The organism is Streptomyces sp. NPDC004065, assembly GCF_044903565.1.
Lineage (GTDB): Bacteria > Actinomycetota > Actinomycetes > Streptomycetales > Streptomycetaceae > Streptomyces.
Genome location: NZ_JBJDQT010000005.1, coordinates 220,445 through 245,361 on the forward strand (window position 1 = coordinate 220,445; position 24,917 = coordinate 245,361).

The window sequence follows — 24,917 nt, forward strand, 5'->3', positions numbered from 1 at the left end:
GAGAGCCGGGACGGCCCGGGGCGGCCCGGATTCACCACGCCAGCTGGGCTATCTCCTCCGCCACCACCGCGCACGCGTCCACGGCCGGGTCGATCAGGGGGAAGTGGCCGACGCCCTCCAGCAGGGTCAGGCCCACCACCTCGCCGGCCTTCGCCGCCGCCTCCGCGTAGGACTCGGCGACGGCCTGCGGTACGACCACGTCCGTGCGCCCCTGGACGAGAGTGGTGGCGATGCCCGTCGGCAGCAGCAGCGCCGGATCGGCATAGGGCTGGCGCTCGGTGAACTTCTCCTCGCCTCCGAGCAGTTGGAGGGCCGCCTGGCCGCACACGTCCAGTTTCCCGGCCACCGAGAAGTCGGCGATCGGGGCCAGGGCGACCACGCCCCGCAGGGGCGCCGGGCCCTGGGTGCGCCAGGGGGCGTCCGCCGGCAGGAGGTGCCGGGCCGCCGCCCACAGCGCGAGATGGCCTCCGGCCGAGTGCCCGGTGACCACCGTGCGCCGCGTGTCCGCCTGCGGCAGCGTCTCGCGCACCAGCGCGGGCAGCGTGTCGAGCGCCGCCGCCACGTCGTCGAACGTGTCCGGCCAGCGGCCCGCGACCGGGCCCGCCGCGGTGTCCTCGGCTCCGTCCGCGGGACCGCGCCGGTACTCGACACTGGCCACGGCGAAGCCCCGGCGGGCGAGGAAGGCGGCGAACGGGCTGATGTGCCGGCGGTCGTAGGGGGCCCGCCAGGCACCGCCGTGCAGCACCACCACGAGCGGGACCGAGGCGGCGGCGCCGGCGGGGCCGGTACCGGCTCCCGCGCCAGTGCCCGTCCCAGTGCCGCCGCCGCTGCCGCTGCCGCGCGGTGCGTAGAAGTCGATCACCTGGTCGGGGTGCTCGCCGTACGCGGCCGTCGCGTCGGGGTCGACGGGCGCGTGCGAGAAGGCCGAATCCTCCTCCGCGGCGGCTCGCCCCGCGGTGTCGGCATCCCAGGGTGCGGCGTCGTCCGGCATGCTCCAACCTCTCAACGGCAGAACGGGATTGGCGGACCAGGCAGGTGATCCGCGGTTGGCGGGGACGGTACCAGGCCGGCCACGTGCGCCCACACGCGGATGTCACGCTCGGTGAGCCCCGCGACCGCGGGGCTCACCGGCCCACGCCGCGAGCCCCCGGCCCCGCCCCCTACCGAGCCCGACCGAGCCCGATCGAGCCCGACCCACGAACCCAGGTTCCGGCCGCGGCCCCGACCCGCGAACCCCGGTCCCGGTCCCGCCCCCGAGCCCTTACGCCCCTCCCCTCTCCAGCACCTCAGCCAGCACCCGCGCCGCCCGCTCCGCGTCCGCGAAGCCGACGTACAGCGGGGTGAACCCGAACCGCAGCACGTCCGGGTGGCGGAAGTCGCCGACCACGCCCCGCCCGATCAGCCGCTTCATCACGTCCCCGGCCTCGGAGACGGCGTCCCCGGCGCCGGGGGCGGGACAGCGCAACGCCACCTGGCTGCCCCGCTCCTCGTGCGCCACCGGCGTCAGACACTCCACGCGCCCGTCGGGCACGTACGCCGCCACGCACTCCAGGAAGAAGTCCGTCAGCGCGAGCGACTTGGCCCGCACGGCCTCGATCCGCACACCGTCCCAGACCTCGAGCGCCGCCTCCAGGGCGAGCATGGACAGGATGTCGGGCGTGCCCACCCGGCCGCGCCGCGCCCCCGCCACCGGCTCGTACTCCGGCCGCATCCCGAAGGGCTCGGCGTGCGAGTTCCACCCGGGCAGCGGCGAGTCGAAACGGTCCTGCAGCTCGCGGCGCACATAGAGGTACGCGGGCGATCCCGGGCCGCCGTTCAGGTACTTGTACGTACAGCCGACCGCCAGGCCGACCCCGTGCTCGTCCAGCCCCACCGGCAGGGCGCCCGCGCTGTGGCACAGGTCCCACACGGCGTACGCCCCCGCCGCGTGCACGGCGGCCGTGAGGGAGGGCAGGTCGTGCAGGCGGCCGGTGCGGTAGTCGACGTGGTTCAGCAGGACGGCCGCGGTGCGGTCGGACAGGGCGCCGGGCACCTCGGCCGGGGCGACCGGGCGCAGTGTGCAGCCCGTCATCCGGGCGGCCGACCGTGCGATGTAGCCGTCCGTGGGGAAGGTGGTCGCGTCGACCAGGATCTCGTCCCGCCCGCCGCGCCCGTCGCCCGCCGTGCCGCCGGCCGCCGTGCTGCCGCCGCTCGCCGTACCTCCGCCGTCCGCCGTGCCCCCGCCGTCCGCGCGGGCCATCCGTACGGCCGCCACCAGGGCCTTGAAGACGTTGACGCTCGTGGAGTCGCCCACCACGATCTGGCCCGGCGCCGCCCCGACCAGCGGGGCGATCAGGTCGCCGATCCGCTCGGGCGCGGTCCACCAGCCGCTCTCCTCCCAGGAGCGGATGCGCAGCCGCCCCCACTGGCGGCGGACGACGTCCGCGACCCGGTCCGGCACGTTCGCCGGGAGCGCGCCCAGCGAGTTGCCGTCCAGGTACACCACCTCGTCGAGGACGAAGCGGTCGCGCAGCGCGGCCAGTTCGTCCGCGGCGTCCAGTTTCTCCGCCTTCGACGCGAGCTCGGACCACGCTCCGGTGTCAGACATGGGACCTCGCCGTCCACAGCTCGGGGAAGACGTTCTTCTGCGCCCGCTTCTCCAGCCAGGCCACACCGGCCGAGCCGCCCGTGCCGGGCTTGGCCCCCATGGCGCGGCGGGTCGCGACCAGGTGGTCGTTGCGCCAGCGCCACACCAGTTCGGCGACGTCCGTCAGCGCCTCGCCGAGACGGGCGAGCGCGTCGTCGCCGTCACCGGAGTACACCGCCGTCCAGACGCCCTCCACCTCGGGGGACGGCTCGTAGCGCAGCGCCACGTCGCGGTGCAGCACGGCGTCCGGGACGGCGTGCCCGCGCCGGGCGAGCAGCCGCAGCACCTCGTCGTACAGGCTGGGCTCGTGCAGCGCCTTCTCCAGCTCGGCGTGGACGCGCGGTGCGCCGCGGTGCGGGACGAGCATCGACGCGGACTTCTCGCCGAGCAGGAACTCCATGCGGCGGTACATGGCCGACTGGAAGCCGGAGCCCTCGCCGAGGGCGCCGCGGTAGGAGTTGAACTGGGCGGGCGTGAGCTGCCCGAGGGGCTTCCAGGAGGCGTTCAGCGCCTCCAGTTCGCGCACCGACCGCTTCAGCGCGGCGATCGCGGTGGGTACGTCGTCCGAGCGCAGGGCGCGGGCGGCGGTCTCCCACTCGTGCACGATGACGGTGAACCACAGCTCCATCACCTGGGTGGTGACCAGGAAGACCATCTCTCCGGGATCGTCGGAGAGGGTGTGCTGCAGGTGGGTGAGCACGTCCGCCTTGACGTAGTCCTCGTACGGCGTCGTGCCCTGGAAGTCGAGATGCGGGGTCTCGGGCTCAGAGGCCTCAGCGGGCTGAGGGTTCGGATGAGCCTGGTGGGCCATCGCTGTCTCCTGTTGAACTCCGGGTAGCGGTCCGCCCCTGCCGATGCCGGCACGGGGGCCCCGGTCCCCACCGGCATCCTGCGCACCACGCGCGCGGTTCGCAAGGCCCGCCCGGCGCGCTCGCGCGGGCGGGCGGGTGAGCGGGCGGCGGGGTACCGCGGGCCGGACGGCGGACCGGGGTCCGCCCGTGGGTCCCTGGGTCCGGCGGACCATCGGCCTCTCCGTCCGGCGGCCGTGCAGTCGGCGGCCCCCGGGACCCTGGGTCCCGGAGGCCCGGCCGGTCAGGAGGCCCGGAGGTCAGGAGGCCCGGAGGTCAGGAGGCCCGGAGGTCAGGGGGCCCGGAGGTCGGGCGGTCCCACAGCCCGGCCTCCCCGCCCGGCGGCCCGGACCGGCGACCCGGACCGGCGGCCCATCCAGGCGCTCCCGCTCAGCCCAGGGTCCGGGCGGCCGTCTCCGAGGAGTCCTTCAGGAACTGCGAGCAGCGCTCGTACTCCTCCTGCTCGCCGATCTCCCCGGCGGCGCGGGCGAGGGCGTGCAGGGCGCGCAGGAAGCCCCGGTTCGGCTCGTGCTCCCAGGGGATCGGGCCGTGGCCCTTCCAGCCGTTGCGGCGCAGGGCGTCCAGGCCGCGGTGGTAGCCCGTACGGGCGTACGCGTACGACTCCACCGCCGCGCCCCGCTCGAACGCCTCGTCGGCCAGCTGCGCCCATGCCAGCGAGGACGCCGGGTACCGCGCGGCGACCTCGGCGGACGGGGTGCCCTTCGCCAGGAGCTCGCGGGGGCCCGGGTCGTCGGGCAGGTGGGTGGGGGGCGGGCCGCCCAGGAGGTTCTCGTGAATCGTCATGGGTTCAGTCTGCTGCATCGGTGTCGGGGTCCGTCGGCGCGTCGGCCCTGGGGGAGATGGCGGGAGGGAAGGCGGTGGGAGGGGAGGCGGTGGCGGCCGGGCGGGCCGCGCCCCGGGGCCGGCCGCCCTCCAGCGGGGGCGCGGTCACACTGCCGTGGACGCGGCACTCGGGCCTGCGGCAGTCCGGGGCGGGGCGGCGGACCGTGGCGAAGGCGAGGACCGCACCGGCCACCAGCAGGCCCGCGCAGATCGGCATGGCGCGGCGGAAGGAGGCGTCGAAGGCGTCCGCCGAGCGGTACGCCTCCGGGCCCATCCCGGTCAGCAGCGGCAGCGCGGCCACCGCGAGCAGGCCGGCCGCGCGGGCCGCGGTGTTGTTGATGCCGCTGGCCAGGCCCGCCCGGGAGGTGTCCACCGAGGCGAGCACGGCGGCGGTCAGCGGGGCGACCAGGACGACCATGCCGGCGCCCATGACGAGCAGGGCGGGCAGGACGTCGGTGAGGTAGTCGGCGTCCTTGCCGACTCGCAGCATGAGCAGCATCGCCACCGCGCACAGCAGTGGGCCCGCGGTGAGCGGCAGGCGCGGGCCGACGCGGTCGGCGAGGGCGCCGGAACGGGCGGAGAACAGCAGCATGAGCACGGTCGTCGGGAGCAGGGCGGTGCCCGCGCGCAGCGGGGAGTAACCGGCCACGACCTGGAGCTGGAGGGCGGTGAGGAAGAAGAAGCCGCCGAAGGCCGCGTAGACGCACACGGTGACCAGGTTGACGGCGGTGAACTGGCGGGAGGCGAAGATGCCGGGCGGCAGCATCGGATCGCTGCGGTGCCTCTCCACGTGGACGAAGGCGGCGCCGGTGAGGATTCCGGCGGCCGCGGTCAGGGGCACGGCGAGCGAGCCGTGGCCGGCCTCGATCAGGGCGTAGGTCACCAGGGCGAGGGAGAGCGCGCCGAGCGCGGCGCCGAGCACGTCGAAGCGGCCGTCGGCGCGCTCGCGGGCGGACTCCGGGACATGGCGTACGGCGACGGGCGCGCAGATCAGGGCGAGCGGGACGTTGAGCAGGAAGATCCAGCGCCAGCCGGGGCCGGCCACGAGCCAGCCGCCGAGGAACGGGCCGACGGCGGCGCCGATGCCGCCGAGGCCGGACCACAGGCCCACGGCTCTGCCCCGGTCGTCGGGGTGGAAGGACGCCTGGATGAGGGCGAGGGAGCCGGGGGTCAGCAGGGCTCCGCCGACGCCTTGCAGGGCGCGGGCGGCGATGAGGACGGTGGCGTTCGGCGCGATGCCGCACAGGAGCGAGGCCGCGGCGAACCAGAGGACACCGGCCACGAAGACGTGGCAGCGGCCGTAGCGGTCGCCGAGGGAGCCGCCGAGGAGGAGCAGGCCGGCGAGGGTGACGAGGTAGGCGTTGACGGTCCACTGGAGCGCGGCGAGGCCGGCGTCCAGGTCCTCGCCGATGCGCGGGAGGGCGACGTTGACGACGGTCGAGTCCAGCATCGCCATGCTGGAGCCGAGCACGGTGGCGAGCAGGATCCAGCGGCCCGTGGGGCTGGAGATCCTCACGGCCGGGGTCCGCTGCGGCTGTGCGGGGTCTTGCCCGCCGGTGCCCGTGCCCATGCCTGGATCCTCCCCCGCCCGGCGCCGGCGGGCCAGGTCTGGGGGACGGCCGCGCGCCGCGGGGGCGGGCTCACGCGGCCCTCGCCCGCGAAGGAGCGGCCACCTCAGGACGGGCGGCCACCGCCGGACGAACGGCCGCCCCCGGACGGGCGGCCACCACAGGACGAACGGCCCCGCCCGGACGGGCGGCCGCCACCGGGCGAACGGCCACTCCCGGCGCCCGGACGAACGGCCGCCCCCGGAGAGGGTGCGGCCGCCGTCCGGCACGCGGCTGTGGTGTTACTTCAGCCGGGTGCCCGAGGAGCGCAGGTGGGTGCAGGCCTCGACCACACGCCGGGACATCGAGGCCTCGGCCAGCTTGCCCCAGGTACGCGGGTCGTACGTCTTCTTCGAGCCGACCTCGCCGTCGACCTTCAGGACACCGTCGTAGTTCTTGAACATGTGGTCGGCCACGGGACGCGTGAACGCGTACTGCGTGTCGGTGTCGATGTTCATCTTCACCACGCCGTTCTCCAGCGCGGTGCGGATCTCCTCCTCCGTGGAGCCGGAGCCGCCGTGGAAGACGAAGTCGAACGGCTGGCTGCCGGCCGGGCGGCCGAACTTCGCCGCGACGCCCTCGTTGAGCTCCTTCAGCAGGTCGGGGCGGAGCACGACGTTGCCCGGCTTGTAGACGCCGTGCACGTTGCCGAAGGAGGCGGCCAGCAGGTAGCGGCCCTTGTCGCCGAGGCCCAGCGCCTCGGCGGTGCGGACCGCGTCGTCGACCGTGGTGTACAGCTTGTCGTTGATCTCGTGGCTGACGCCGTCCTCCTCGCCGCCGGTCGGGGTGATCTCGACCTCGAGGATGATCTTCGCGGCGGCGGCGCGGGCCAGCAGCTCCTGCGCGATCTTCAGGTTGTCGGCGAGGGTCTCCGCGGAGCCGTCCCACATGTGGGACTGGAACAGCGGGTTCCGGCCGCTCTTGACGCGCTCCTCGGAGATGGCGATCAGCGGACGCACGTACCCGTCGAGCTTGTCCTTCGGGCAGTGGTCCGTGTGCAGCGCGATGTTGACCGGGTACTTCTCCGCGACGATGTGCGCGAACTCGGCCAGCGCCACGGCGCCGGTGACCATGTCCTTGCTGTACTGGCCGCCGAGGAACTCGGCACCACCCGTGGAGATCTGGACGATGCCGTCGCTCTCCGCCTCCGCGAACCCGCGCAGGGCCGCGTGCAGGGTCTGGGAGGACGTCACGTTGATGGCCGGGTAGGCGAACTTGCCTGCCTTCGCCCGGTCGAGCATCTCGTTGTAGACCTCGGGGGTTGCGATGGGCATCTGTCCGCTCCTTGTATGTGCGGGTGCTTCTGCGTGCTTACGGCCCTGACCTAGGGGGTGACGTCATCGTCGGCCCCATCTTCGCAGAAGAGACCCGATGCTCAGGCCATCCTGTCCAGCCTGTGGATGACCGGGTCGCGGCGCCGGACCCGGTCGGCACGTCAGTCCAGGCCCAGGTCGTCCTTCGAGTAGGCGAACAGGTAGGGGACACCGGCCTGTTCGGCGATCGCCTCGGCCGCGCCCGTCGCCCGGTCCACGATCGTGGCGACCGCGACGACCTCGGCGCCGGCCTCCCTGAGCGCCTCGACGGCGGTCAGCACCGAGCCGCCGGTGGTCGAGGTGTCCTCCACGGCCAGCACCCGGCGTCCCGCCACCTCCGCGCCCTCGATACGGCGCTGCAGACCGTGCGCCTTGCCGGCCTTGCGGACGACGAACGCGTCGAGCGTCCGCCCGCGCGCGGCGGAGGCGTGCAGCATCGCGGTGGCCACCGGGTCCGCGCCCAGGGTCAGACCGCCGACCGCGTCGTAGTCCAGGTCCGCGGTCAGGTCGAGCATGACCTGACCGACGAGCGGGGCGGCCACGCCGTCGAGGGTGATGCGGCGCAGGTCGATGTAGTAGTCCGCCTCCTTGCCCGACGACAGCGTCACCCTGCCGTGCACCACGGCCTTGTCCTTGATCTGCTGCAGCAGCTCGCCACGTGCGTCACTCATGGCAGTCAGCTTAAGCGCGGCGCCAGGTCCAGGTCGTCGTCGCCTCCAGCGGTTCCAGCGGCGTGACCAGGCGCGGGTGGGTGTTCAGGCCGTCGGGCGGCCCGGTCTGCGGCTCCACGCACACCGCGCTGTCCTGTTCGTCGTAGACGACGACCCACTCCTCGGGGCTGGTCACCTCCAGCTCCAGCTGCCCCGGCCAGGTCAGGGTGACGGCGACGCCGCCCCGCATGCCGAAGCAGTCGTCCCAGGGGCCCGGCTTCGGGTCGGTGCGCCGGCCGGTGGGCAGGTGGTCGTCGCCGCGCTCCTCCTGCCAGGCGGGGCTGAAGTCCAGCCGTACGTCCTGCGCGCCGAGGTTGCGGCGGAACCACGGGTGCCAGCCGATCTGGGCCGGGAAGGACGACTCGTACGTCTCCACGGACATCGTCAGGGTCAGCGCGTCCTCGGCCAGGGAGATCACCTGCGTCACCCGGCCGCTGTACGGCCAGGGGTCGGTGAGGTCGTACGTGATCACGGCCTCGCGCGCCGAGGTGCGGGCGGTGCGCCAGGCGCCGTCGCGGGCGGTGCCGTGGATGGCGTGCGGCGGGGAGTTGAGCGGCATCTGGTGCACGGTGGCGCCGTCCCGGAACCGGCCGTCGCGGATGCGCCCGCACCAGGGGACCATCGGGAAGCAGCCGAAGCGCTCGCCCTGGCGGAGCAGTTCGAGGCCGCCGACGCGCAGTCCCCCGATGCGGCCGCCGTTGCCCGGCTGCACGGTCGCCTCCGCGTCACCCGCGGTCAGCGTGATGTCTTCGTTACTCACGGAACGAGGCTACTGGGCCGATCAAGACCACCTTCCCGCCGCGCCCGGCGAGTGGCCGCGCGCCGGGCGGGTGGCCGCGCGCCGGTCTGCCCGTCCGCGCCGGACAGCCGACCCAAGCACGTCTGCCCGCCCGCGGCCGGCGGCCGGCGCGCGCCCGTCTGCCCCGCCAGTGCAGGGTGGTCGACCCGCACCCGTCTGGCCGCCCGTGCCCGGCGGACGGCCCGCACCCGGCCGCCGGCCGACGGTCGGGGCACACCCGTCTGCCCGCCCGCGGCCGGCGGTCGGGTTGAACCCATCCGCCCCGCCCGGCGGCCGACGTCTGCCCGTCCGCGCCGGGCGGCCAGCGCGCACGTTTGTCCGCCCGCGGCCGACGGCCGACCCGCACCTGTTCGCCCGCGCGCGGCCGACGGTCGGGTCACGCCCGTCTGCCCACCTGCGGCCGACGGCCGACCCGCACCCGTCCGCCCCGCCCGGCGGTCGGCGGTCGGGGCACGCCCGCCTGCTCAGCCCAACCCAGCAGTCCACCCGAGCCCGCCTACCCGCCCGGACCCGTCCGCGCGGGGCGGCCGGCGCTCGCCGGTCTGCCCGTCCGCGGCCTTCAGCCCCGCGCGGGCTCAGCGGCGGCGGCGCAGGGCCCGGCCGAGGACGATCGCCGAGGCGACGACCAGCGCCGCGGCGGGCGCCGCCCAGCGCAGGGCCGGGTTGCCGGAGACGGTGAGCGGGGCGGGGACGGGGGCGTAGCGGCCGCGCGGCGGCGCGTGGTCGACCTCCTCCGCACTGCGCCCGATCATGGTCCGGCGAGCGTGCGCCGCCTCGGCCGGCGACTCCTCGGCCTCCTCGAAGGTCGCGGAGACGCTCTCCGGCAGGCTTTCGGAGGGGGTCGCCTCGGCGGTGTCGTCCGGCTCCGTGCCCTCCTCCCGTTCGCCTCGGTCCTCGCCCGGTTCCTCGTCGTCGGCGAGCGGGTCGAGGGAGGGCGGTGGGACCTCGGTGTCGAAGACCGAGGTGTGTTCGGCGGGCGCGGGGGGCCGCGGCCCGGCCTCCTGCCCGGGCGGCGCGGAGCCCTCCACCGGCGGCGGCACGGGTGCGTCGTCGGCGTCCGGGGCCGCCTCGAACTCGCCGGCCGACTGCGGGGCGAAGTCCTCGGTGGCCAGGGCTTCGGGGGTGCCGAATCGCGGGATGCTGGACTCGTCGGTGCCGGACTCGTCGGCGGCGGACACGTCGTCGGCGGACACGTCGTCGGCGGACACGTCGTCGGCGGACGCATCACCGGCGGACGCATCACCGGCGGGCTCGGCGACCCCGGTGCCGGGTCCGTCCGTCGCCGTGTCGCCCGCTGCCTCGGCCAGGTTCTCCGCGAAACGGTTCAGCAGGCGGGTCATGGCGGTCCGCACGGACTCGGGGGCGAGTTCGGTGACGCGGCCGTCGGCCGTGACGGTGCCGTCGACGACGAGGGTCGAGCCGGAACCGCTCCCGCGGACGGCGAGGATGAGCGCCAGCTTCACCGCGCCGGCGCCGCGGGACTCGGTGGCCTCGCCCTCCACGGCGTACGTCCCGTCGTCCCGGGCGCCGATCCGCAGGCTGCCGCGATAGGTGATGGAGTGACTGCCGATCCGCACCTTCAGGCGGCCGGCGACGGGCTCGGTGCCCGCGTCCTGCTGGAGCCCGGGAACCGCCCGGGCCACCCGCGCGGGGTCGGCGAGCGCCTCCCGCAGCCGCTGGACCGGAACCGGAACGAACACCTCGTGCTCCATGTCAGCCGAGCGTACCCAGTGGCGGCCGGTAAAGCCCTCCCCTTGACCGCAACCGGTGCCGTGTTCGAGCCCGCGGCCCCGAGGAGCCCCGCCAGGGACGACACGGGGCGGAGGGCACGCCACGGACGGCACGGCACAGCACGGCGCGGCGCGAACGCCCCCCGGGCCCGCCGGCAAGAGAGCCCTCGGGAAGCCCGGACGGACGGCGCGGGAGGCGCCGCACGGATCGGGCTCCACGGGAAGGGCCGCATGCGAGGCGCCGCACGAGAAGGCGCAGGACGGGCCGCACCAGACGGGCCGCACGGGACGGAACGGTTCGTCAGTCGCCGTAACGAGGACTGACCAGCGTCGACGGAAGCAGGCCCGGGACGCAGGTGCGGCGGGCGGCACGGGCGTCCGCCGCCAGGGCGGCATCGGTGAGGGTGTGCGGACGGGGGCCCCGTGGGTCCAGCCGCAGCACGGGGGTCGCGCGGGAGGCCAGGACGAAGCCCCAGTCCGCGGGGGGTCGCGCCCGGGCGGCCGTGCGATCGGATCCGGCGGCGGCGCCGGGTCCGGCGCCGGGTCCGGGGTCGTGGCCGGGTCTGGGTCCGGGTCCGGGTCCGGGCTGCGCACCGCCGTCCACGCGGTAGACGGCGGTGCGCAGCCCGGCCGCGCGGACCGTCGCCTCCACCGTCCAGAACGCGCGCGGGCGCGCGGAGACCGGCCCCGCGTGCACCGCCAGGCGGCCGCCGGGGGCCAGCGCCCTGCGCACCAGGCCGTAGAACTCCTCGGCGTACAGCTTGGCGCCGGCCGTGATGCCGGGGTCCGGCAGATCCTCGATCACCACGTCGTACGCCGACGGTGGGGCTCCGCGCAGCCACTGGAAGGCGTCGGCCGTGGTCGCGTGGAGGCGCGGGTCGGCGTACGCGTGCCCGTTGAGCCGGGACAGGGCCGGGTCGGTGCGTGCCAGGCGGACGATGCCCGGTCCGGGTTCGACGAGGTCCACGCGGGCGACCCCGGGGTGGCGGAGCACCTCGCGCGCGGCCAGGCCGTCCCCGCCGCCGAGGATCAGCACGCGCGTGTGCGGGCCGGCCAGCGCCGGATGGACGAGCGCCTCGTGGTACCGGCGCTCGTCCCGGCCGCCGGCCCGCAGCCGTCCGTCGAGGAACAGGCTGAGGGGCCGCCCGCGGGTGCCGCCGGTGAGGACCACCTCCTGGACGCCGGTCCCGCCCGCCACGCGGACCCCGGCGCCGTACACCGCCTGCCGCGCCGCCCGCTCGAAGTCGCCGACCAGGGCGGCGGCGGTGCCGAGCACCGCCAGCACGGCGAGGGTGGCGGCCGGCAGCAGCCACCGGCCGCGCGGGCCGAGGTCCCGCCGGAACAGACCGAGCACCAGGGCACCCCCGGCGACCACGTTGACCGCGCCCGTGAGCAGCGCCCCGGTCAACTGGCCCAGCCGGGGCAGCAGGAGAAAGGGAAAGGCGAGTCCGCCGACGAGCGCGCCCACGTAGTCCGCGGCGAACAGGTCGGCGACCGCGCCGCCCGCGTCCTGGCGGCGGATGCGCTGGATCAGCTCCATCAGCAGCGGCACCTCGGCACCGATCAGCAGGCCGATGGCCAGCGAGAAGGCGACCAGCAGGCAGCGCGGGCCGTCGGTCCACACCCCGCCCCAGCCGCCGGTGAAGGCGAAGACCGCGTACAGCACCATGGCGCTGCAGCCGCCGACGAGGGCGAGCGCCGCCTCGATCACGCCGAAGGCCACGGCGGCGTGCCGGCGCAGGCGCTTGGCGGCGAGCGAGCCGATGCCCATGGCGAACACCATGACGGACAGCACGACGGAGGCCTGGGTGACCGAGTCGCCGATCAGGTACGAGGCGAGCGCGACGAGTTCGAGCTCGTAGACGAGTCCGCAGGCCGCGCAGACGAAGACGCCCACGAGGACGAGGAACCGGCCCGTGCCCGGCCGGACCGGGAGCCCGGCACGCCCGGCCGGGCACGGTGCCGTCCGGACGCGAGCGACGGCGGCCCGGGCCGCTCCGGACGACTCCGGACCTGACAGCTCCGGACCGGACGACTCCGGACCGGACGACTCCGAACCGGACAGCTCCGAACCGGACAGCTCCGAACCGGACGACTCCGCTCCGTACGGCTCCGCTCCGTAGGGCTCGGGGCCGGACGGAGCCCCGGAGGGTGCCGGGGCGGGCGGGGCCGGGGCGTGCGGTTCGATCACGACTGCGACGTTACGTCACGGGTGAGGGACGCTTCGTCACCCACACGTGTGGAAAACCGCCTCGCCGTGGCATCACCCGTTCGACAGCGCTCAGTTGACCGGCATCGGAGCGCGCCGGCGCTCCCCCACCCTCGTCCGGGTGGCCACCAGCTGGCCGTCCTGCGGGTAGGCGTGCCAGGTCCGCCAGTGCACCTGGCCCTCGTGGCGCTGTACGAGCATCGCGGTGAACGCGTGCGGGCTGCCGGGGAAGACGCCCGCGAGACCGTGGGGGTGGTCGGAGACGAGGTCGAGCAACTCCTGGGCGCGGCCCGCGAACCGGACGGGCGAGAGCAGCTCGACGCGGGCCGCGAACTCGTACTCCCAGTCGCCGACCCGCTTGGCGACGCCGAGCGGAAGGGGCGTGCTGGGGCCCGCGAGGCACGCCACCGTCTCCGAGCACAGGCCCCGCTCCTCCTCCAGGAGCACCTGGTGGGACGCGCCGAGCAGCCGCAACTGCAGCCTGGTGTCGTCCAGTTCGAGGTCCAGGGTGGCCAGCGCGGGCAACGGCTCGCGCCCCAGTGCCCAGGCGAGGTCGGCCGCGCGCGTGTCGGTGTAGGAGGTGTTCAGGGTCGTGAGCATGGATCGGCTCCGCTAGCACGCAGAAGAAGGTGAGGAATGGGCCGGCGCCCCGTCGGCACAGGGAGGCGGCCCGGTCAGCCCAGATCTGGTGGGGTGGGCGCAGGGCGTCCCAGGGGCTGCGTCGGTGACGTAGAGGGAATCATGAACGGTGGCGTCGCCACAGCGTTTTTACCCAACTTCGTGGTGTTTCCATCCCCTAGAGGGCTGCACAGCTCAACTGTTCAACCAAGCTTCGCGCCTGGGCGCGCGACCGGGCGCGTGGAAGCACGTGGCGGCGCTCGGGCGCCCGCCGGACGCGCCGGTCCGGCGGACGCCCCAGGGATGCGGTTCCCCCTTCGGAGCTCGGCTGCCCCGTGTCAGCTGCCTCCACCGCATCCGCCCCCGCACGACGACCCGCCCCCGCAGGAGGAACCGCCGCCGCACGAGGAGTGCCCCCCGCAGGAGTGGCCGCCGGAGTGGCCACCGGAGTCGTGCCCGCCCGAGTGATGACCCGAGTGGTGCCCGCCCGAGTGGTGTCCGGACGACGAGCCGTCGTCCCCCGCCCACCAGCTCGTGCCGCCGCCACCCGTGCCGCCGCTCGCGCTGTACGACCGCGCCCGCCGTCGCCCGTTCCTCCCGGCGCCGTACGACCGCACCCGCAGTCCGCGCGTCCCGGCGTTGCGGCCGGCTCGACGGCTCCTGCGCGCCGCGGACGCGGCGGCCACGAACAGCACGGCGATCACCAGGACGATGACGAAGGTCATGGCGTCCCCCTTTCTCCGTCCCCCGGGCAGTGCGCCGGAGGTCCCCCGAAGCGGCCCCCCGTGGGCGCCTCGCACTTGCGTGACCGGGACATGCCCGGCCGCTCCGACGGCCAAAGCACACTTGAGGAAGTTCTGAGGGTCAGCACACAGAAAAGGCCCCCGACCTGCACCGATGCACAGATTGAGGCCGGCTGGTCGCCGGTGCGGGAACACGACGCCGGCCACCTGCCCCAGGGCGCCCCGAACCCGACACCAGCCGTGCCCCTGTTGAGGAAGTCCACGGCTTCGGCGCAGGATGGCCGCCATGACCTCCAGCGCACGCCCGCTCCTCAACCGCCGGCTCGCCGAGTTCGGGACGACGATCTTCGCCGAGATGTCGGCGCTGGCCGTACGGACCGGCGCGATCAATCTCGGGCAGGGCTTCCCCGACACCGACGGCCCGGAGGAGATCCGCGAGGCGGCCGTGCGGGCGCTGCGCGACGGGCGCGGGAACCAGTACCCGCCGGGCCCCGGCGTCCCCGAGCTGCGCGCGGCGGTCGCGGCGCACCAGCTGCGGCGCTACGGGCTGTCGTACGACCCGGACACCGAGGTGCTGGTGACGGCCGGCGCCACCGAGGCGATCGCCGCCGCGCTGCTGGCGCTGCTGGAGCCGGGCGACGAGGTCGTCGCGCTGGAGCCGTACTACGACTCGTACGCCGCCTGCATCGCGATGGCCGGCGGCCGGCGCGTCCCCGTCACCCTGCGGCCGCACCTCGAAGGGGAGGCGGCCTTCCGTCTCGACCTGGACGAGCTGCGCGCGGCGGTCACCGACCGGACCCGGCTGCTGCTGATCAACACCCCGCACAACCCGACCGGGACGGTGCTCACCCGCGAGGAACTCACCGCGATCGCGGAGCTCGCCGTGGAACGCGATCTGCTGGTGGTCACGGACGAGGTGTACGAGCACCTGGTCTTCGACGACGCCGAGCACGTGCCGCTCGCCTCCTTCCCCGGGATGCGCGAGCGGACGGTGACGATCGGCTCGGCGGGCAAGACGTTCTCGTTCACCGGCTGGAAGGTCGGCTGGATCACGGCGTCGCCCGCGCTGGTGACGGCGGTCCGCTCGGCCAAGCAGTACCTGACCTATGTGGCGTCGGGGCCGTTCCAGTACGCGGTGGCCGAGGCGCTGGCCATGCCGGAGGCGTACTTCGCCCGCTTCCGCGAGGACATGCGGGCCCGGCGGGACCTGCTGACGGAGGGACTGCTTCAGGCGGGCTTCGGCGTCTTCCGCCCCGCCGGCACCTACTTCGTCACCACCGACATCCGCCCGCTGGGCGAGACCGACGGCTTCGCCTTCTGCCGCTCACTGCCGGAACGGGCGGGCGTGGTCGCCATCCCCAACGCCGTCTTCTACGACCACCGCGAACAGGGCGCCCCCTTCGTCCGCTTCGCCTTCTGCAAACAACCGGAAGTCCTCCAGGAGGCAGCCGCCCGCCTCAAGACCCTGGCTTGACGGCCTACGCGAAGCGGCAGGAAGCAGAATCCAAGGGACTCCCCTACGTCTGGGTCCTCTCTGATTTCTGGTCGGCGCGCAGCCCGGTCTCCTCGGCCTCGCCGAAGTGACGCCGAGCTCGCCGAAGTGACGCCGGGCCCGGCCCGCATGGCCAGCAGCCGCTCGCGGGTCCGGCCGGGCGCGCGAGAGCCCGGTCCTGGGCGTGGCCGGTGGGCCTGTGTCCTGGCCGGGCTCTCGGTCGCTCGCGGGGCGTGCCTGGACGCCTCCGCGGTGTCGGCGTGCGGGCCGGAGGGACTACTCCTCCTCTTCGTCCCCGGGCGTGTCCGCGTCGTTGACGTCCTGCTCCAGGCCGAGCTGCTCGACGAGCCAGCGGTCGAACTCGATCGCCGCCCGTACCCAGCTGACCGTGGAGGAGACGAAGTGCTCCAGGCTCACGCCCATCCCGATCAGCATCTGGGCCTCACCGATGAGGCGGACGGTGCCGTCGTCGTGCGTGTGCGTGTAGACCTTGGGCCACAGGGTCCGGCGGTTCCAGTCGTCGACGGACTCCAGCAGCTGCGGCTTCTCGTCGATCTTGTGCGGCCGGTCGTAGAAGGTCCGCACCGAGAAGACCTGCTGGTCGGCCTCGCCGCGGAACATGAAGTAGGTGCGGAACTGCTCCCACGGCGCCGCGAGGTCACCCTCCTCGTCGACGACGTACTTGAGCTCCATCTGGTCCAGGAGCTGCTTCACGAGGTCCTGATCCGGGACGACGGGGCCCGCCGGTCCTTGGGGCTGCGGCTCGGGCTGGCCCCCGAAGTTCGGAATCGAGGACGGGTCGATGCTCACCGTGTTTTTCCCTTCGTACGGATCCCGCCATCCTCCCCCATCCGGGGAGGGTGGTGGCAAGCCCACCGGGGCCCTGTCAGCCCTGGGCTGACACGATCCGGCCGACGGGTGGACGTCTGTGGATGGAGTGCGGATGGAGGTGGAGTCGTGGCCCGGGCACGGAGCGGACCGGCGAGGCCGTCCGGCCCGTCCTCGTCGCCTTCGTGGGCCTTGTCCTTGTCCCTTGTCCTGTCCGACTCCGAGTACCCCGTGGTGGACGAGGCGCACGGCACCGCCCTGGACCACTTCACCGACTTTCGCCTTCACGGGGTGACCGGCGCACGGACCGCGGCCCGTCACCCCACCGCCGGGGGTGACGGGCCGGGCGGGCGCGGGAGGACGGTGGCCGCGCCCCGGACCGGTCCAGGGCGTGGGGCCCGGTTACAGGGTCTTGCCCGTCGCCGGGCCCACCAGGAGTCCGTCGCCGAAGCGGTCGACGCGGACCGTGTCGCCGTCCTTGATCTCGCCGGAGAGGATCTCCTTGGCGAGCCGGTCGCCGATCGCCGTCTGCACCAGGCGGCGCAGCGGACGCGCGCCGTAGGCCGGGTCCATGCCCTCGTCGGCCAGCCACGCCAGCGCCTCGGGTGTGACGTCCAGCGTGAGACGGCGCTCCGCGAGCCGCCTGGCCAGGCGGTCGATGCCCAGCTTCGCGATCCGGGTCAGCTCCTCCTTGGTCAGCGCCGAGAAGACCACCAGGTCGTCCAGGCGGTTGAGGAACTCGGGCTTGAACGAGGCCCGGACCACCTCCAGGACCTGCTCCTTCTTCTCCGCCTCGCTGGTGAGGGGGTCGACCAGGAACTGGCTGCCCAGGTTCGAGGTCAGCACCAGGATGGTGTTGCGGAAGTCGACCGTACGGCCCTGGCCGTCGGTCAGGCGCCCGTCGTCCAGCACCTGCAGCAGGATGTCGAAGACCTCGGGGTGGGCCTTCTCCACCTCGTCCAGCAGCACCACGCTGTACGGCCGGCGCCGGACCGCCTCCGTGAGCTGGCCGCCCTCCTCGTAGCCGACGTATCCGGGCGGTGCGCCGACCAGCCGGGCGACGCTGTGCTTCTCGCTGTACTCCGACATGTCGATGCGGACCATCGCCCGCTCGTCGTCGAAGAGGAAGTCGGCGAGCGCCTTGGCCAGCTCGGTCTTGCCCACGCCCGTCGGGCCGAGGAAGAGGAACGATCCGGTGGGCCGGTCCGGGTCGGCGATGCCCGCGCGGCTGCGGCGGACGGCGTCGGAGACGGCGCGCACGGCCTCGGTCTGCCCGATGAGCCGCTTGCCGATCTCCTCCTCCATGCGCAGCAGCTTCTGCGTCTCGCCCTCCAGCAGCCGCCCGGCGGGGATGCCGGTCCAGGAGGCGACGACGTCGGCGATGTCGTCCGGGCCGACCTCCTCCTTGACCATGGTGTCCCGCGCGGCCTCCTCCTCCGCCTGCGAGGCGGCCTCCAGTTCCTTCTCCAGGCCCGGGATCTCGCCGTACAGCAGCTTGGAGGCGGTGTCGAAGTCGCCGTCGCGCTGGGCGCGCTCGGCCTGGCCGCGCAGGTCGTCCAGCTTCTCCTTCAGCTCACCGACCCGGTTGAGGGACTGCTTCTCCTTCTCCCAGCGGGCGGTCAGACCGCGCAGCTCCTCCTCCCGGTCGGCGAGGTCGCGCCGCAGCTTCTCCAGCCGCTCGCGCGAGGCCGCGTCGGTCTCCTTGCTGAGCGCCAGCTCCTCCATCCTCAGCCGGTCCACGGCGCGCTGGAGCTCGTCGATCTCGACGGGCGAGGAGTCGATCTCCATGCGCAGCCGGGAGGCCGCCTCGTCGACGAGGTCGATGGCCTTGTCGGGCAGGAAGCGGGAGGTGATGTAGCGGTCGGACAGGGTCGCGGCGGCGACCAGCGCGCTGTCGGCGATCTGCACCTTGTGGTGGGCCTCGTAGCGGCCCTTGAGTCCGCGCAGGATCGCGATGGAGTCCTCGACGGTCGGCTCGGCGACCAGCACCTGCTGGAAGCGCCGCTCCAGCGCCGGGTCCTTCTCGATGCGCTCGCGGTACTCGTCGAGCGTGGTCGCGCCGACCATGCGCAGCTCGCCGCGGGCCAGCATGGGCTTGAGCATGTTGCCGGCGTCCATGGCGGAGTCGCCGCCGGCGCCCGCGCCGACGACCGTGTGCAGCTCGTCGATGAAGGTGATGATCTGCCCGTCGGAGTCCTTGATCTCCGCCAGCACCGTCTTGAGCCGCTCCTCGAACTCACCGCGGTACTTCGCGCCCGCGACCATCGCCCCGAGGTCCAGGGCGACCAGCCGCTTGTCCTTCAGGGACTCGGGCACGTCGCCCTTGACGATCCGCTGGGCGAGCCCCTCGACGACGGCGGTCTTGCCGACGCCCGGCTCGCCGATGAGGACCGGGTTGTTCTTGGTACGGCGGGACAGCACCTGCACGACGCGGCGGATCTCCTGGTCCCGGCCGATCACCGGGTCCAGCCTGCCCTCGCGCGCCGCGGCCGTGAAGTCGGTGCCGAACTTCTCCAGGGCCTTGTACTGGCCCTCGGGGTCGGGTGTGGTCACCCGGCGCCCTCCCCTCACCTTCCGGAATGCCTCTTGCAGTCTCTTCGCGCTCGCGCCCTGCCGGGCGAGCACCTCGCCGGCCGCACCGCCCTTCTCCGCGATGCCGATGAGCAGGTGCTCGGTGGACACGTACTCGTCCCCGAGATCCCTGGCCCGGGACTGCGCGTCCGCGATCACGGCGAGCAGCTCGCGGCTGGGCTGCGGGGGCGCGACGGTGGAGCCGGTCACACTGGGCAGCCCGGCGAGCACCCGCTCGGCGCCCGCCCGCACGGACGCCTGGTCGGCGTCGACGGCGGACAGCAGGTCGATGATGTTCTCGTTGTCCTGCCCCTCGAGCAGCGCGAGGAGCAGATGGGCGGGGGTGAGGTCCGGGTGGCCCTCGGTCACGGCCCGGTTGCCGGCCGCGTTGATCGCCTCCCGGCTCCTGTTGGTCAGCTCGGCGTCCACGGTCGCTTCACTCCTCCTCGGCGTCGGCTCGGCTTGTCGCCACGTCTCCCAGTGCTGACTCGTCCTACGTGCACAAAGTTGAGTCTATTCCACTCAAGGCAGAACCGGGAGGGCCGCCCGGACCGTCTTCCTGGGCCCCGGCGGCCCCGCCGGGTTAGGTTCCGGTGCATGGCCTCCACCACGTATTCCCTCGACCCGGGCGCACCCGACGCCTCCTACCTGAGCTTCTGGCGGGAGCGGCACCTGTGCACGCTGACCACGCTCCGCCCGGACGGCACCCCGCACGTCGTGCCGGTCGGGGTGACCTACGACCCTCGGGCGCGGCTCGCCCGGGTGATCACCAACAAGGCGAGCGCCAAGGTGGCGCACGTGCGGGCCGCCGGTGCGCAGGGGGCGCCGGTCGCGGTGTGCCAGGTGGACGGGCGGCGCTGGGCGACGCTGGAGGGCCGCGCGTACGTCCGCACGGAGCCGGAGCGGATCGAGGAGGCCGTACGGCGCTACGCGGAGCGTTACGAGCGGACGCCGGCGCCCAACCCGTCCCGCGTGGTGATCGAGATCGAGCTCACCCGGGCACTGGGACGCGGGTGAGCGGGCCGGCGGACGGCCCGGCGGACCGCGGCGGACGGGCCGGCGGAAGGACCGGCGGACGGGCGGTGAACGGCCCGGCGGATGCCGAGGGGGCGCGGCACGGCGGGGCCGGGCCCACGCGCCGGTACACGCGGGGCAGCGGGCGAGCCCACGGGCGCGCGAGCCGACGGGTGCGCGAGCCGACGGGTGCGCGAGCCGACGGGTGCGCGAGCCGGCGGGCCCGCGAGTGGCGTGATCCGGCCGGTGCGTGACCGGGGCGATACCCGGATCTTCCGGGCGAAACTGCAGCGGCGTCACCGTGTTCAGGTCACGGTGACGCCGCTGCGGGGGGAAGCACCTGAGCGATCTTTTACGACGGGGGAATCGCGTCAGGCACTGCGGGGGGTGGCTGAGATGGTCCTGATGTCGGCGGGCTCCGGCGCCACCTGCCGGTGGTCCCGCTGGTCCAGATTGACGAAGATCATTCCATATCGGATGGCACACCGTACGGGCTGCGGCGCCCCCCGAGGACGTCGCAGACACCGGTACGCCCGTACGTCTCCGTCCTCGTCCCGCGTGACGACGACCGGCTCGCCGAAGACGGTCACCATCAGCGAGTCACCGCTGTGGGGGATGGCGGTGACCAGGTCGATGAAGTGCCAGCCGGAGCGGTACGCGGTGGCCATTTCGCGGCGGAAGGAGCGGTCGTCGGGTGGTGTGGTCACATCAGCTCCCGGATCCACCTGTCACGGCTTCGGCGCCGCCGGCGGTCGCGGAGTTCTCGGCCACCAGCGGCCAGGTGCTGTTCGCCCGAACATCGCTCTTCGCCCCGGAGAGGCCGCTCAGCGCGCCGAGGGCAACAACGGCGGAGAAGGCGGCGACAAGCACCGAGCGAAGCAGTCTGTTACGCATAATCGGCTTCGTCCTCACTTGAAGGTCCCCTTTTCCCCCGTCACGTATGACGATGGCTCATTCGGGCACGTCATGGCCACACAATCGGTGCATCATGTTCCTGCATGTTCAGGACCCTGGGGGGTGGAGATTTGGCTACGAATCACATAAATGCGACACATCCCCATGCGATGAACGAGCTGTGCCCGGAGGGCAGTCGGCTCTACGCCGCCGCCCTGCGCGCTGGACGGATCGCCCGCACGGACGCCGAGCCCGCGCCCTGCCTGGTCGAATTCGCCCTGCTCCACCCCGATCCCGACGACCCCAACTGGCTGCGCCCCATGCCCCCGGCGCTCGCCCTCGCCCAGCGGCTCACCCCCATCGAGCGGGAGATCAACGAACGCCGCCGGACCGCGATGGAGATCGCGGACGCCTTTGAGCCGTTCATGGCCCTCGGCGGCCAGGCCGCGTCGGGCGGCGGCTCGATCACGGTGCTCGAGGGCAGCGAGCGGATCAACACCGCGCTCAACCTCGCCACCGCCCAGTGTCACACGGAGATGCTCACCGTCCAGCCGAGCGACCGGGTCTCCGAACGCAGTGTCCTGCGCGGGCTGGAGCGCGACCGGCCGCTGATCGAGCGCGGGGTGCGCATCCGCACCCTCTACCAGCACACCGCCCGCTACAGCCAGGAGAAGCTGGCCTACGCCGCGCGGCTGGCCGACGGCAAGGTGGAGTACCGCTCGATCGACGAGCTGGTGGAGCGCCTGATCATCTGCGACGAGACGGTCGCCTTCATCCCCACCCGGGACGACCAGCAGGTGGCGCTGGAGCTGCGCCACCCCGGCCTGGTCCGCTACCTGATCAAGGTCTTCGAGTTCATGTGGAGCCGCGCGGTCCCGCTCAGCGCCGGCACCCCCTACGAGACCGCCCCGGACGGCATCACGGAGATCCAGCACTCCATCGCCAAGCTCCTGGTCGAAGGCCATGTCGACGAGGCCATCGCACGCCGGCTCGGCATGAACGTGCGCACCTGCCGCGCCCACATCGCCAAGCTGGCCACCGCGCTGGGCAGCGGCTCCCGCGCCCAACTCGGTTACCTGATCGCGCAGTCGGGCATCCTCGAGCAGGGCCACTGAGCCAGGCGGCGGGAGCGGGCGGCGCGAGCGGGGCCCGGCAGGGCACTCTCAGGGCGGGCGCACTCTCACCGGGCGCACTCACCGGGCGGTGGGGGACTTCCCGCCCGCGGCACCGGGGACGCCCACCGCGGCCGTCCCGGCCGTCCGCGGCGCCCCGTCCAGGCCGGCCTGGGCGATCCGCACACCCAGCTGGGTACGGCTCGCGGCCCCCAGCGTCTCCGACAGCCGCGCGATGTGGGCCCGGCAGGTGCGCACGCTGATGCCCAGCCGTTCGGCGATCACCGCGTCCTGGTGGCCCTCCGCCAGCAGCGCGGCGATGGACTGCTCGCGGTGGGAGATGCCCTCGATGCCGGTCTCGGGCAGCGGCGCGGTCAGCGGGATCGCCAGCCGCCACAGCCGCTCGAAGACCGTCACCAGATAGCCCACCAGCGCCGGATGGCGCAGCTCCAGGGCCATCGTCCGGTCGGAGTTGGCCGGCACGAAGGCGACCGTGCGGTCGAACAGGATCAGCCGGTCGATGACCTCGTCCAGGGTGCGCGCCTCGACCGTGTCGCCCATCAGCTCCAGGTAGTTGAGCAGGCCCTGGCCGTGCCGGGCCACATGCGTGTAGAGGTCGCGCATGCGCACCCCGCGGCGGCGCAGCTCCAGCGCCCGGTGCAGGCCCTCCGACAGCTCGTGCTCACGGCGGATGCCGCCGGGCTGGACGGTGAGCACCTCCGTGGTGCACGCCTCGGTGGCCTCGTCCATCGCCGCCTGGATGCGCGACAGACCGTCCAGCACCCGGATCGCGGCGCCCTCGCCCGCCGCGGGCGGCGCCTGCACCTGGCGGCCCAGCCCGGCGTACCGCTCGAAGGCGGCCACCACCGAGCCCACCCGGCGGTGGCTCTCGCTGACCTGGTCGTACATCCCGCGCAGCAGCCGGGTGATGACCTCCTGCGGCGCGGTCGGCACCAGGAAGTCCATGTCGTCGGGGTCGGGGTGGAGCAGGGCCAGCTCAAGCAGGCACGGCACCGGCTCGGCGTCCCGGCGCGGCACCCGCCCGCGCCGCACGGCCCGGGAATACACGCGATCCCCGGCCTCGCACAGTCGGTCGGCACCGTGTGGATGCTCGGTCCCGTGCCCGGCCATGGCCCATCACACCCCCGGTTTCCGCGGCTTCCGCAGCGCAACTATGCGCGGACCGGACCGGCTGTGCAACACGGCTCCCTGGAGCCCGCCCACCCAAAACCGCCGGTTTCACCCGGTGTGCACCGGCCTCCGTCTGGCGCATTGCAGCAAGGTGACGGCGGCCGGCGAACCGTGACGGGACAGGCGCGCGGGCCTACTTGAGACCGGCCTGGGAGCAGGCGGACTTGAACTGCGCGGTGCAGATGTCGGACACCTTGTAGATGCCGTCGGCGACGACCGTGTCCTTGATGTTGGACTTGGTCAGCGCGACCACGGACACCAGCTGGGAGGGGATGTCCTTGTTGGTGGGGCTGGTGACCTTGTCCCGGGTCAGCGAGTCGAACTGGATGTCCTTGCCCTGCACCTTGGCCACGGCCATCTCGGCGGCGTTCTCGGCCTCCGCCGGGTAGGACTTGTACACGCTCATGTACTGCTCGCCGGTGAGGATCCGCTGCACCGCGACGAGTTCGGCGTCCTGGCCGGTGACCGGGGGCAGCTTGCTGACGCCGGCATTCGTGAGCGCCTTGATCACAGCGCCCGCCATGCCGTCGTTGGCCGCCAGGACACCGCGGACGTTGCCCTTGCCGATCCTGCCGATCGCCTGGGCCATGTTCGCCTCGGCGTTCTCCGGCTTCCAGTCCTTGGTGTCGTAGGACGCGGCGATCGTCACCTTGCCGTTGAGCTGGTTCAGGGCGCCCTGCTTGAACTGCTTGGCGTTGGGGTCGGTGGGCGAGCCGTTCATCATCACGATCTTCGCGGCGCTGCCCCCCTCGGAGCCCATCGCCTCCAGCAGCGAGCGGCCCTGCACCTCGCCGACCAGTTCGTTGTCGAAGGAGATGTACGCGTCGATCGGGCCCTCGGCGAGCCGGTCGTAGGCGATGACCGGGATGCCCGCGTCCTTGGCCTTCTTCACCACGCCGGCGATGGCGTGCGAGTCCACCGCGTCGACCAGGATGACGTCGACCTTGTCGTCGATCATGCGCTGCATCTGGCTCGCCTGCTTGTCGGCGTCCGCGTCCGCGTTGGCGTAGTCGACGCGGCCCTGGTTGCGCGTCAGCTCGGCGACCTTGTTCTTGATGATGGGGTAGTCGAACTTGTCGTAGCGGGTGTTGGCCGTCTCCGGCAGCAGCAGACCCACCGTCACGTCGTTGCCCTTGGTGGGACTCGCGTCCGCACTGCTCCCGGAGCCGCCGAGCGCCCCGCAGGCCGTCAGCGAGAGGGTCAGCGTGGACGCGGCCACGGCTATGGCGATACGACGCATCGAGGTACTCACTTCTGGTGCCTTCCGGACGAGGGCGCAGCATTGCGACCCAGGTGACTGAAAAGCCAACGCGGAGGCGGGCACCGGCGTCAAGCGAAACCACTTAACGAGATGACAACACCACGCTGCGCGAGCCCTGTGAAGACCCTGCGGAATCTCACGTAACCCCCTCCAAACACCCTTTACGGACCCTCCACGGCACGGTCGCCCGTCCTCCGCCCCGGGCGGGCCCGGCGGGCGCCCGTCGAGCAGGCGAACGAACGAAGTCGGCCACACTCGCACCGGCCCCCGGAAACCCGCGAGAAGCCGCCCACAGCCCCACACGGGACTCCCACGGACGTACAACGGACGAACCCGGGGACAGCCCGGGGACAGCCCGGGGACAGCCCGGGGACAGAGTGGGGGGGGGGGGGGGGGGGGGGGGGGGGGGGGGCCCGCGGGGGGGGGGGGGGGGGCGGGGGGGGGGGGGGTGGGGGCCGGGGTCCGGTGGGGGGTGGCGAGCAGGTCGTTCAGGTGCCAGGTGCGCTGG

General features: G+C 73.6%; 21 protein-coding genes. 3 read left to right on the forward strand and 18 right to left on the reverse strand.

What is annotated here, in order from left to right; translation table 11 throughout:
• Positions 1 to 31: 31 nt before the first annotated feature.
• From ACI2LW_RS09430 to ACI2LW_RS09485, 12 genes are all read right to left on the reverse strand, one after another.
• Entirely contained in the window at positions 32 to 991 is a 960-nt protein-coding gene (locus ACI2LW_RS09430) for an alpha/beta hydrolase (protein WP_404730576.1), read from the reverse strand.
• A gap of 270 nt (positions 992 to 1,261) precedes the next feature.
• A complete protein-coding gene (locus ACI2LW_RS09435; protein WP_404730577.1) occupies positions 1,262 to 2,587 on the reverse strand; it encodes a kynureninase in 1,326 nt (441 codons plus the stop codon).
• The gene (locus ACI2LW_RS09440; protein WP_404730578.1) at positions 2,580 to 3,437 is read right to left on the reverse strand and encodes a tryptophan 2,3-dioxygenase family protein; all 858 of its coding nucleotides are present in this window, start codon (positions 3,435 to 3,437) and stop codon (positions 2,580 to 2,582) included. The genes ACI2LW_RS09435 and ACI2LW_RS09440 overlap by 8 nt, the downstream gene beginning before the upstream one ends.
• 427 nt (positions 3,438 to 3,864) lie before the next feature.
• Positions 3,865 to 4,278 (reverse strand): DUF3151 domain-containing protein, encoded by a 414-nt coding sequence (locus tag ACI2LW_RS09445; protein WP_404730579.1) that lies wholly within the window; start codon positions 4,276 to 4,278, stop codon positions 3,865 to 3,867.
• A gap of 4 nt (positions 4,279 to 4,282) precedes the next feature.
• Positions 4,283 to 5,887: an MFS transporter gene (locus ACI2LW_RS09450; RefSeq protein ID WP_404730580.1), complete on the reverse strand. Its 1,605-nt coding sequence runs from the start codon at positions 5,885 to 5,887 to the stop codon at positions 4,283 to 4,285.
• A gap of 279 nt (positions 5,888 to 6,166) precedes the next feature.
• Positions 6,167 to 7,198 (reverse strand): class II fructose-bisphosphate aldolase, encoded by a 1,032-nt coding sequence (gene fbaA, locus ACI2LW_RS09455; protein ID WP_404730581.1) that lies wholly within the window; start codon positions 7,196 to 7,198, stop codon positions 6,167 to 6,169.
• Between the two features lie 161 nt (positions 7,199 to 7,359).
• Entirely contained in the window at positions 7,360 to 7,908 is a 549-nt protein-coding gene (gene pyrE, locus ACI2LW_RS09460; RefSeq protein ID WP_404730582.1) for an orotate phosphoribosyltransferase, read from the reverse strand.
• A gap of 10 nt (positions 7,909 to 7,918) precedes the next feature.
• A complete protein-coding gene (locus tag ACI2LW_RS09465; RefSeq protein WP_404730583.1) occupies positions 7,919 to 8,707 on the reverse strand; it encodes an aldose 1-epimerase in 789 nt (262 codons plus the stop codon).
• Positions 8,708 to 9,321: 614 nt separating this feature from the next.
• Positions 9,322 to 10,458, reverse strand: coding sequence for an SRPBCC domain-containing protein (locus ACI2LW_RS09470; protein ID WP_404730584.1), 1,137 nt, complete (start codon positions 10,456 to 10,458; stop codon positions 9,322 to 9,324).
• Between the two features lie 319 nt (positions 10,459 to 10,777).
• Positions 10,778 to 12,496 carry a polyamine aminopropyltransferase gene (locus ACI2LW_RS09475; RefSeq protein ID WP_404730613.1) on the reverse strand — a complete coding sequence of 573 codons (1,719 nt, stop codon included), beginning with the start codon at positions 12,494 to 12,496 and terminating at the stop codon, positions 10,778 to 10,780.
• A gap of 261 nt (positions 12,497 to 12,757) precedes the next feature.
• Positions 12,758 to 13,285, reverse strand: coding sequence for a DUF2617 family protein (locus ACI2LW_RS09480; protein ID WP_404730585.1), 528 nt, complete (start codon positions 13,283 to 13,285; stop codon positions 12,758 to 12,760).
• A 356-nt stretch (positions 13,286 to 13,641) separates the two neighbouring features.
• A complete protein-coding gene (locus ACI2LW_RS09485) occupies positions 13,642 to 14,028 on the reverse strand; it encodes a hypothetical protein (protein WP_404730586.1) in 387 nt (128 codons plus the stop codon).
• Positions 14,029 to 14,323: 295 nt separating this feature from the next.
• Here ACI2LW_RS09485 and ACI2LW_RS09490 point away from each other — a divergent pair, with 295 nt between their 5' ends.
• Positions 14,324 to 15,520, forward strand: coding sequence for a pyridoxal phosphate-dependent aminotransferase (locus tag ACI2LW_RS09490; protein ID WP_404730587.1), 1,197 nt, complete (start codon positions 14,324 to 14,326; stop codon positions 15,518 to 15,520).
• 294 nt (positions 15,521 to 15,814) lie between these two features.
• Here the strand turns inward: ACI2LW_RS09490 and ACI2LW_RS09495 are convergent, their stop codons facing one another.
• Together ACI2LW_RS09495 and clpB are read right to left on the reverse strand one after the other, a co-directional pair.
• Positions 15,815 to 16,348 (reverse strand): YbjN domain-containing protein, encoded by a 534-nt coding sequence (locus ACI2LW_RS09495; protein WP_404730588.1) that lies wholly within the window; start codon positions 16,346 to 16,348, stop codon positions 15,815 to 15,817.
• A 420-nt stretch (positions 16,349 to 16,768) separates the two neighbouring features.
• Positions 16,769 to 19,366 (reverse strand): ATP-dependent chaperone ClpB, encoded by a 2,598-nt coding sequence (gene clpB, locus ACI2LW_RS09500; protein ID WP_404730589.1) that lies wholly within the window; start codon positions 19,364 to 19,366, stop codon positions 16,769 to 16,771.
• 168 nt (positions 19,367 to 19,534) lie between these two features.
• Here clpB and ACI2LW_RS09505 point away from each other — a divergent pair, with 168 nt between their 5' ends.
• Positions 19,535 to 19,954, forward strand: a complete 420-nt coding sequence (locus ACI2LW_RS09505) for a pyridoxamine 5'-phosphate oxidase family protein (protein WP_404730590.1) — start codon at positions 19,535 to 19,537, stop codon at positions 19,952 to 19,954.
• A 368-nt stretch (positions 19,955 to 20,322) separates the two neighbouring features.
• On the opposite strand, the gene ACI2LW_RS09510 is transcribed toward ACI2LW_RS09505, so the two are convergent.
• Together ACI2LW_RS09510 and ACI2LW_RS09515 are read right to left on the reverse strand one after the other, a co-directional pair.
• A complete protein-coding gene (locus ACI2LW_RS09510; RefSeq protein WP_026252727.1) occupies positions 20,323 to 20,658 on the reverse strand; it encodes a hypothetical protein in 336 nt (111 codons plus the stop codon).
• A 1-nt stretch (position 20,659) separates the two neighbouring features.
• Positions 20,660 to 20,845: a hypothetical protein gene (locus tag ACI2LW_RS09515; protein WP_404730615.1), complete on the reverse strand. Its 186-nt coding sequence runs from the start codon at positions 20,843 to 20,845 to the stop codon at positions 20,660 to 20,662.
• A 170-nt stretch (positions 20,846 to 21,015) separates the two neighbouring features.
• Between ACI2LW_RS09515 and ACI2LW_RS09520 the strand changes: the two genes are divergently transcribed.
• Positions 21,016 to 21,960: a helix-turn-helix transcriptional regulator gene (locus ACI2LW_RS09520; RefSeq protein WP_404730591.1), complete on the forward strand. Its 945-nt coding sequence runs from the start codon at positions 21,016 to 21,018 to the stop codon at positions 21,958 to 21,960.
• Between the two features lie 78 nt (positions 21,961 to 22,038).
• Here the strand turns inward: ACI2LW_RS09520 and ACI2LW_RS09525 are convergent, their stop codons facing one another.
• Positions 22,039 to 23,088, reverse strand: coding sequence for a LuxR C-terminal-related transcriptional regulator (locus tag ACI2LW_RS09525; protein ID WP_404730592.1), 1,050 nt, complete (start codon positions 23,086 to 23,088; stop codon positions 22,039 to 22,041).
• Between the two features lie 193 nt (positions 23,089 to 23,281).
• Positions 23,282 to 24,388: a sugar ABC transporter substrate-binding protein gene (locus ACI2LW_RS09530; protein WP_404730593.1), complete on the reverse strand. Its 1,107-nt coding sequence runs from the start codon at positions 24,386 to 24,388 to the stop codon at positions 23,282 to 23,284.
• Positions 24,389 to 24,917: the final 529 nt, after the last annotated feature.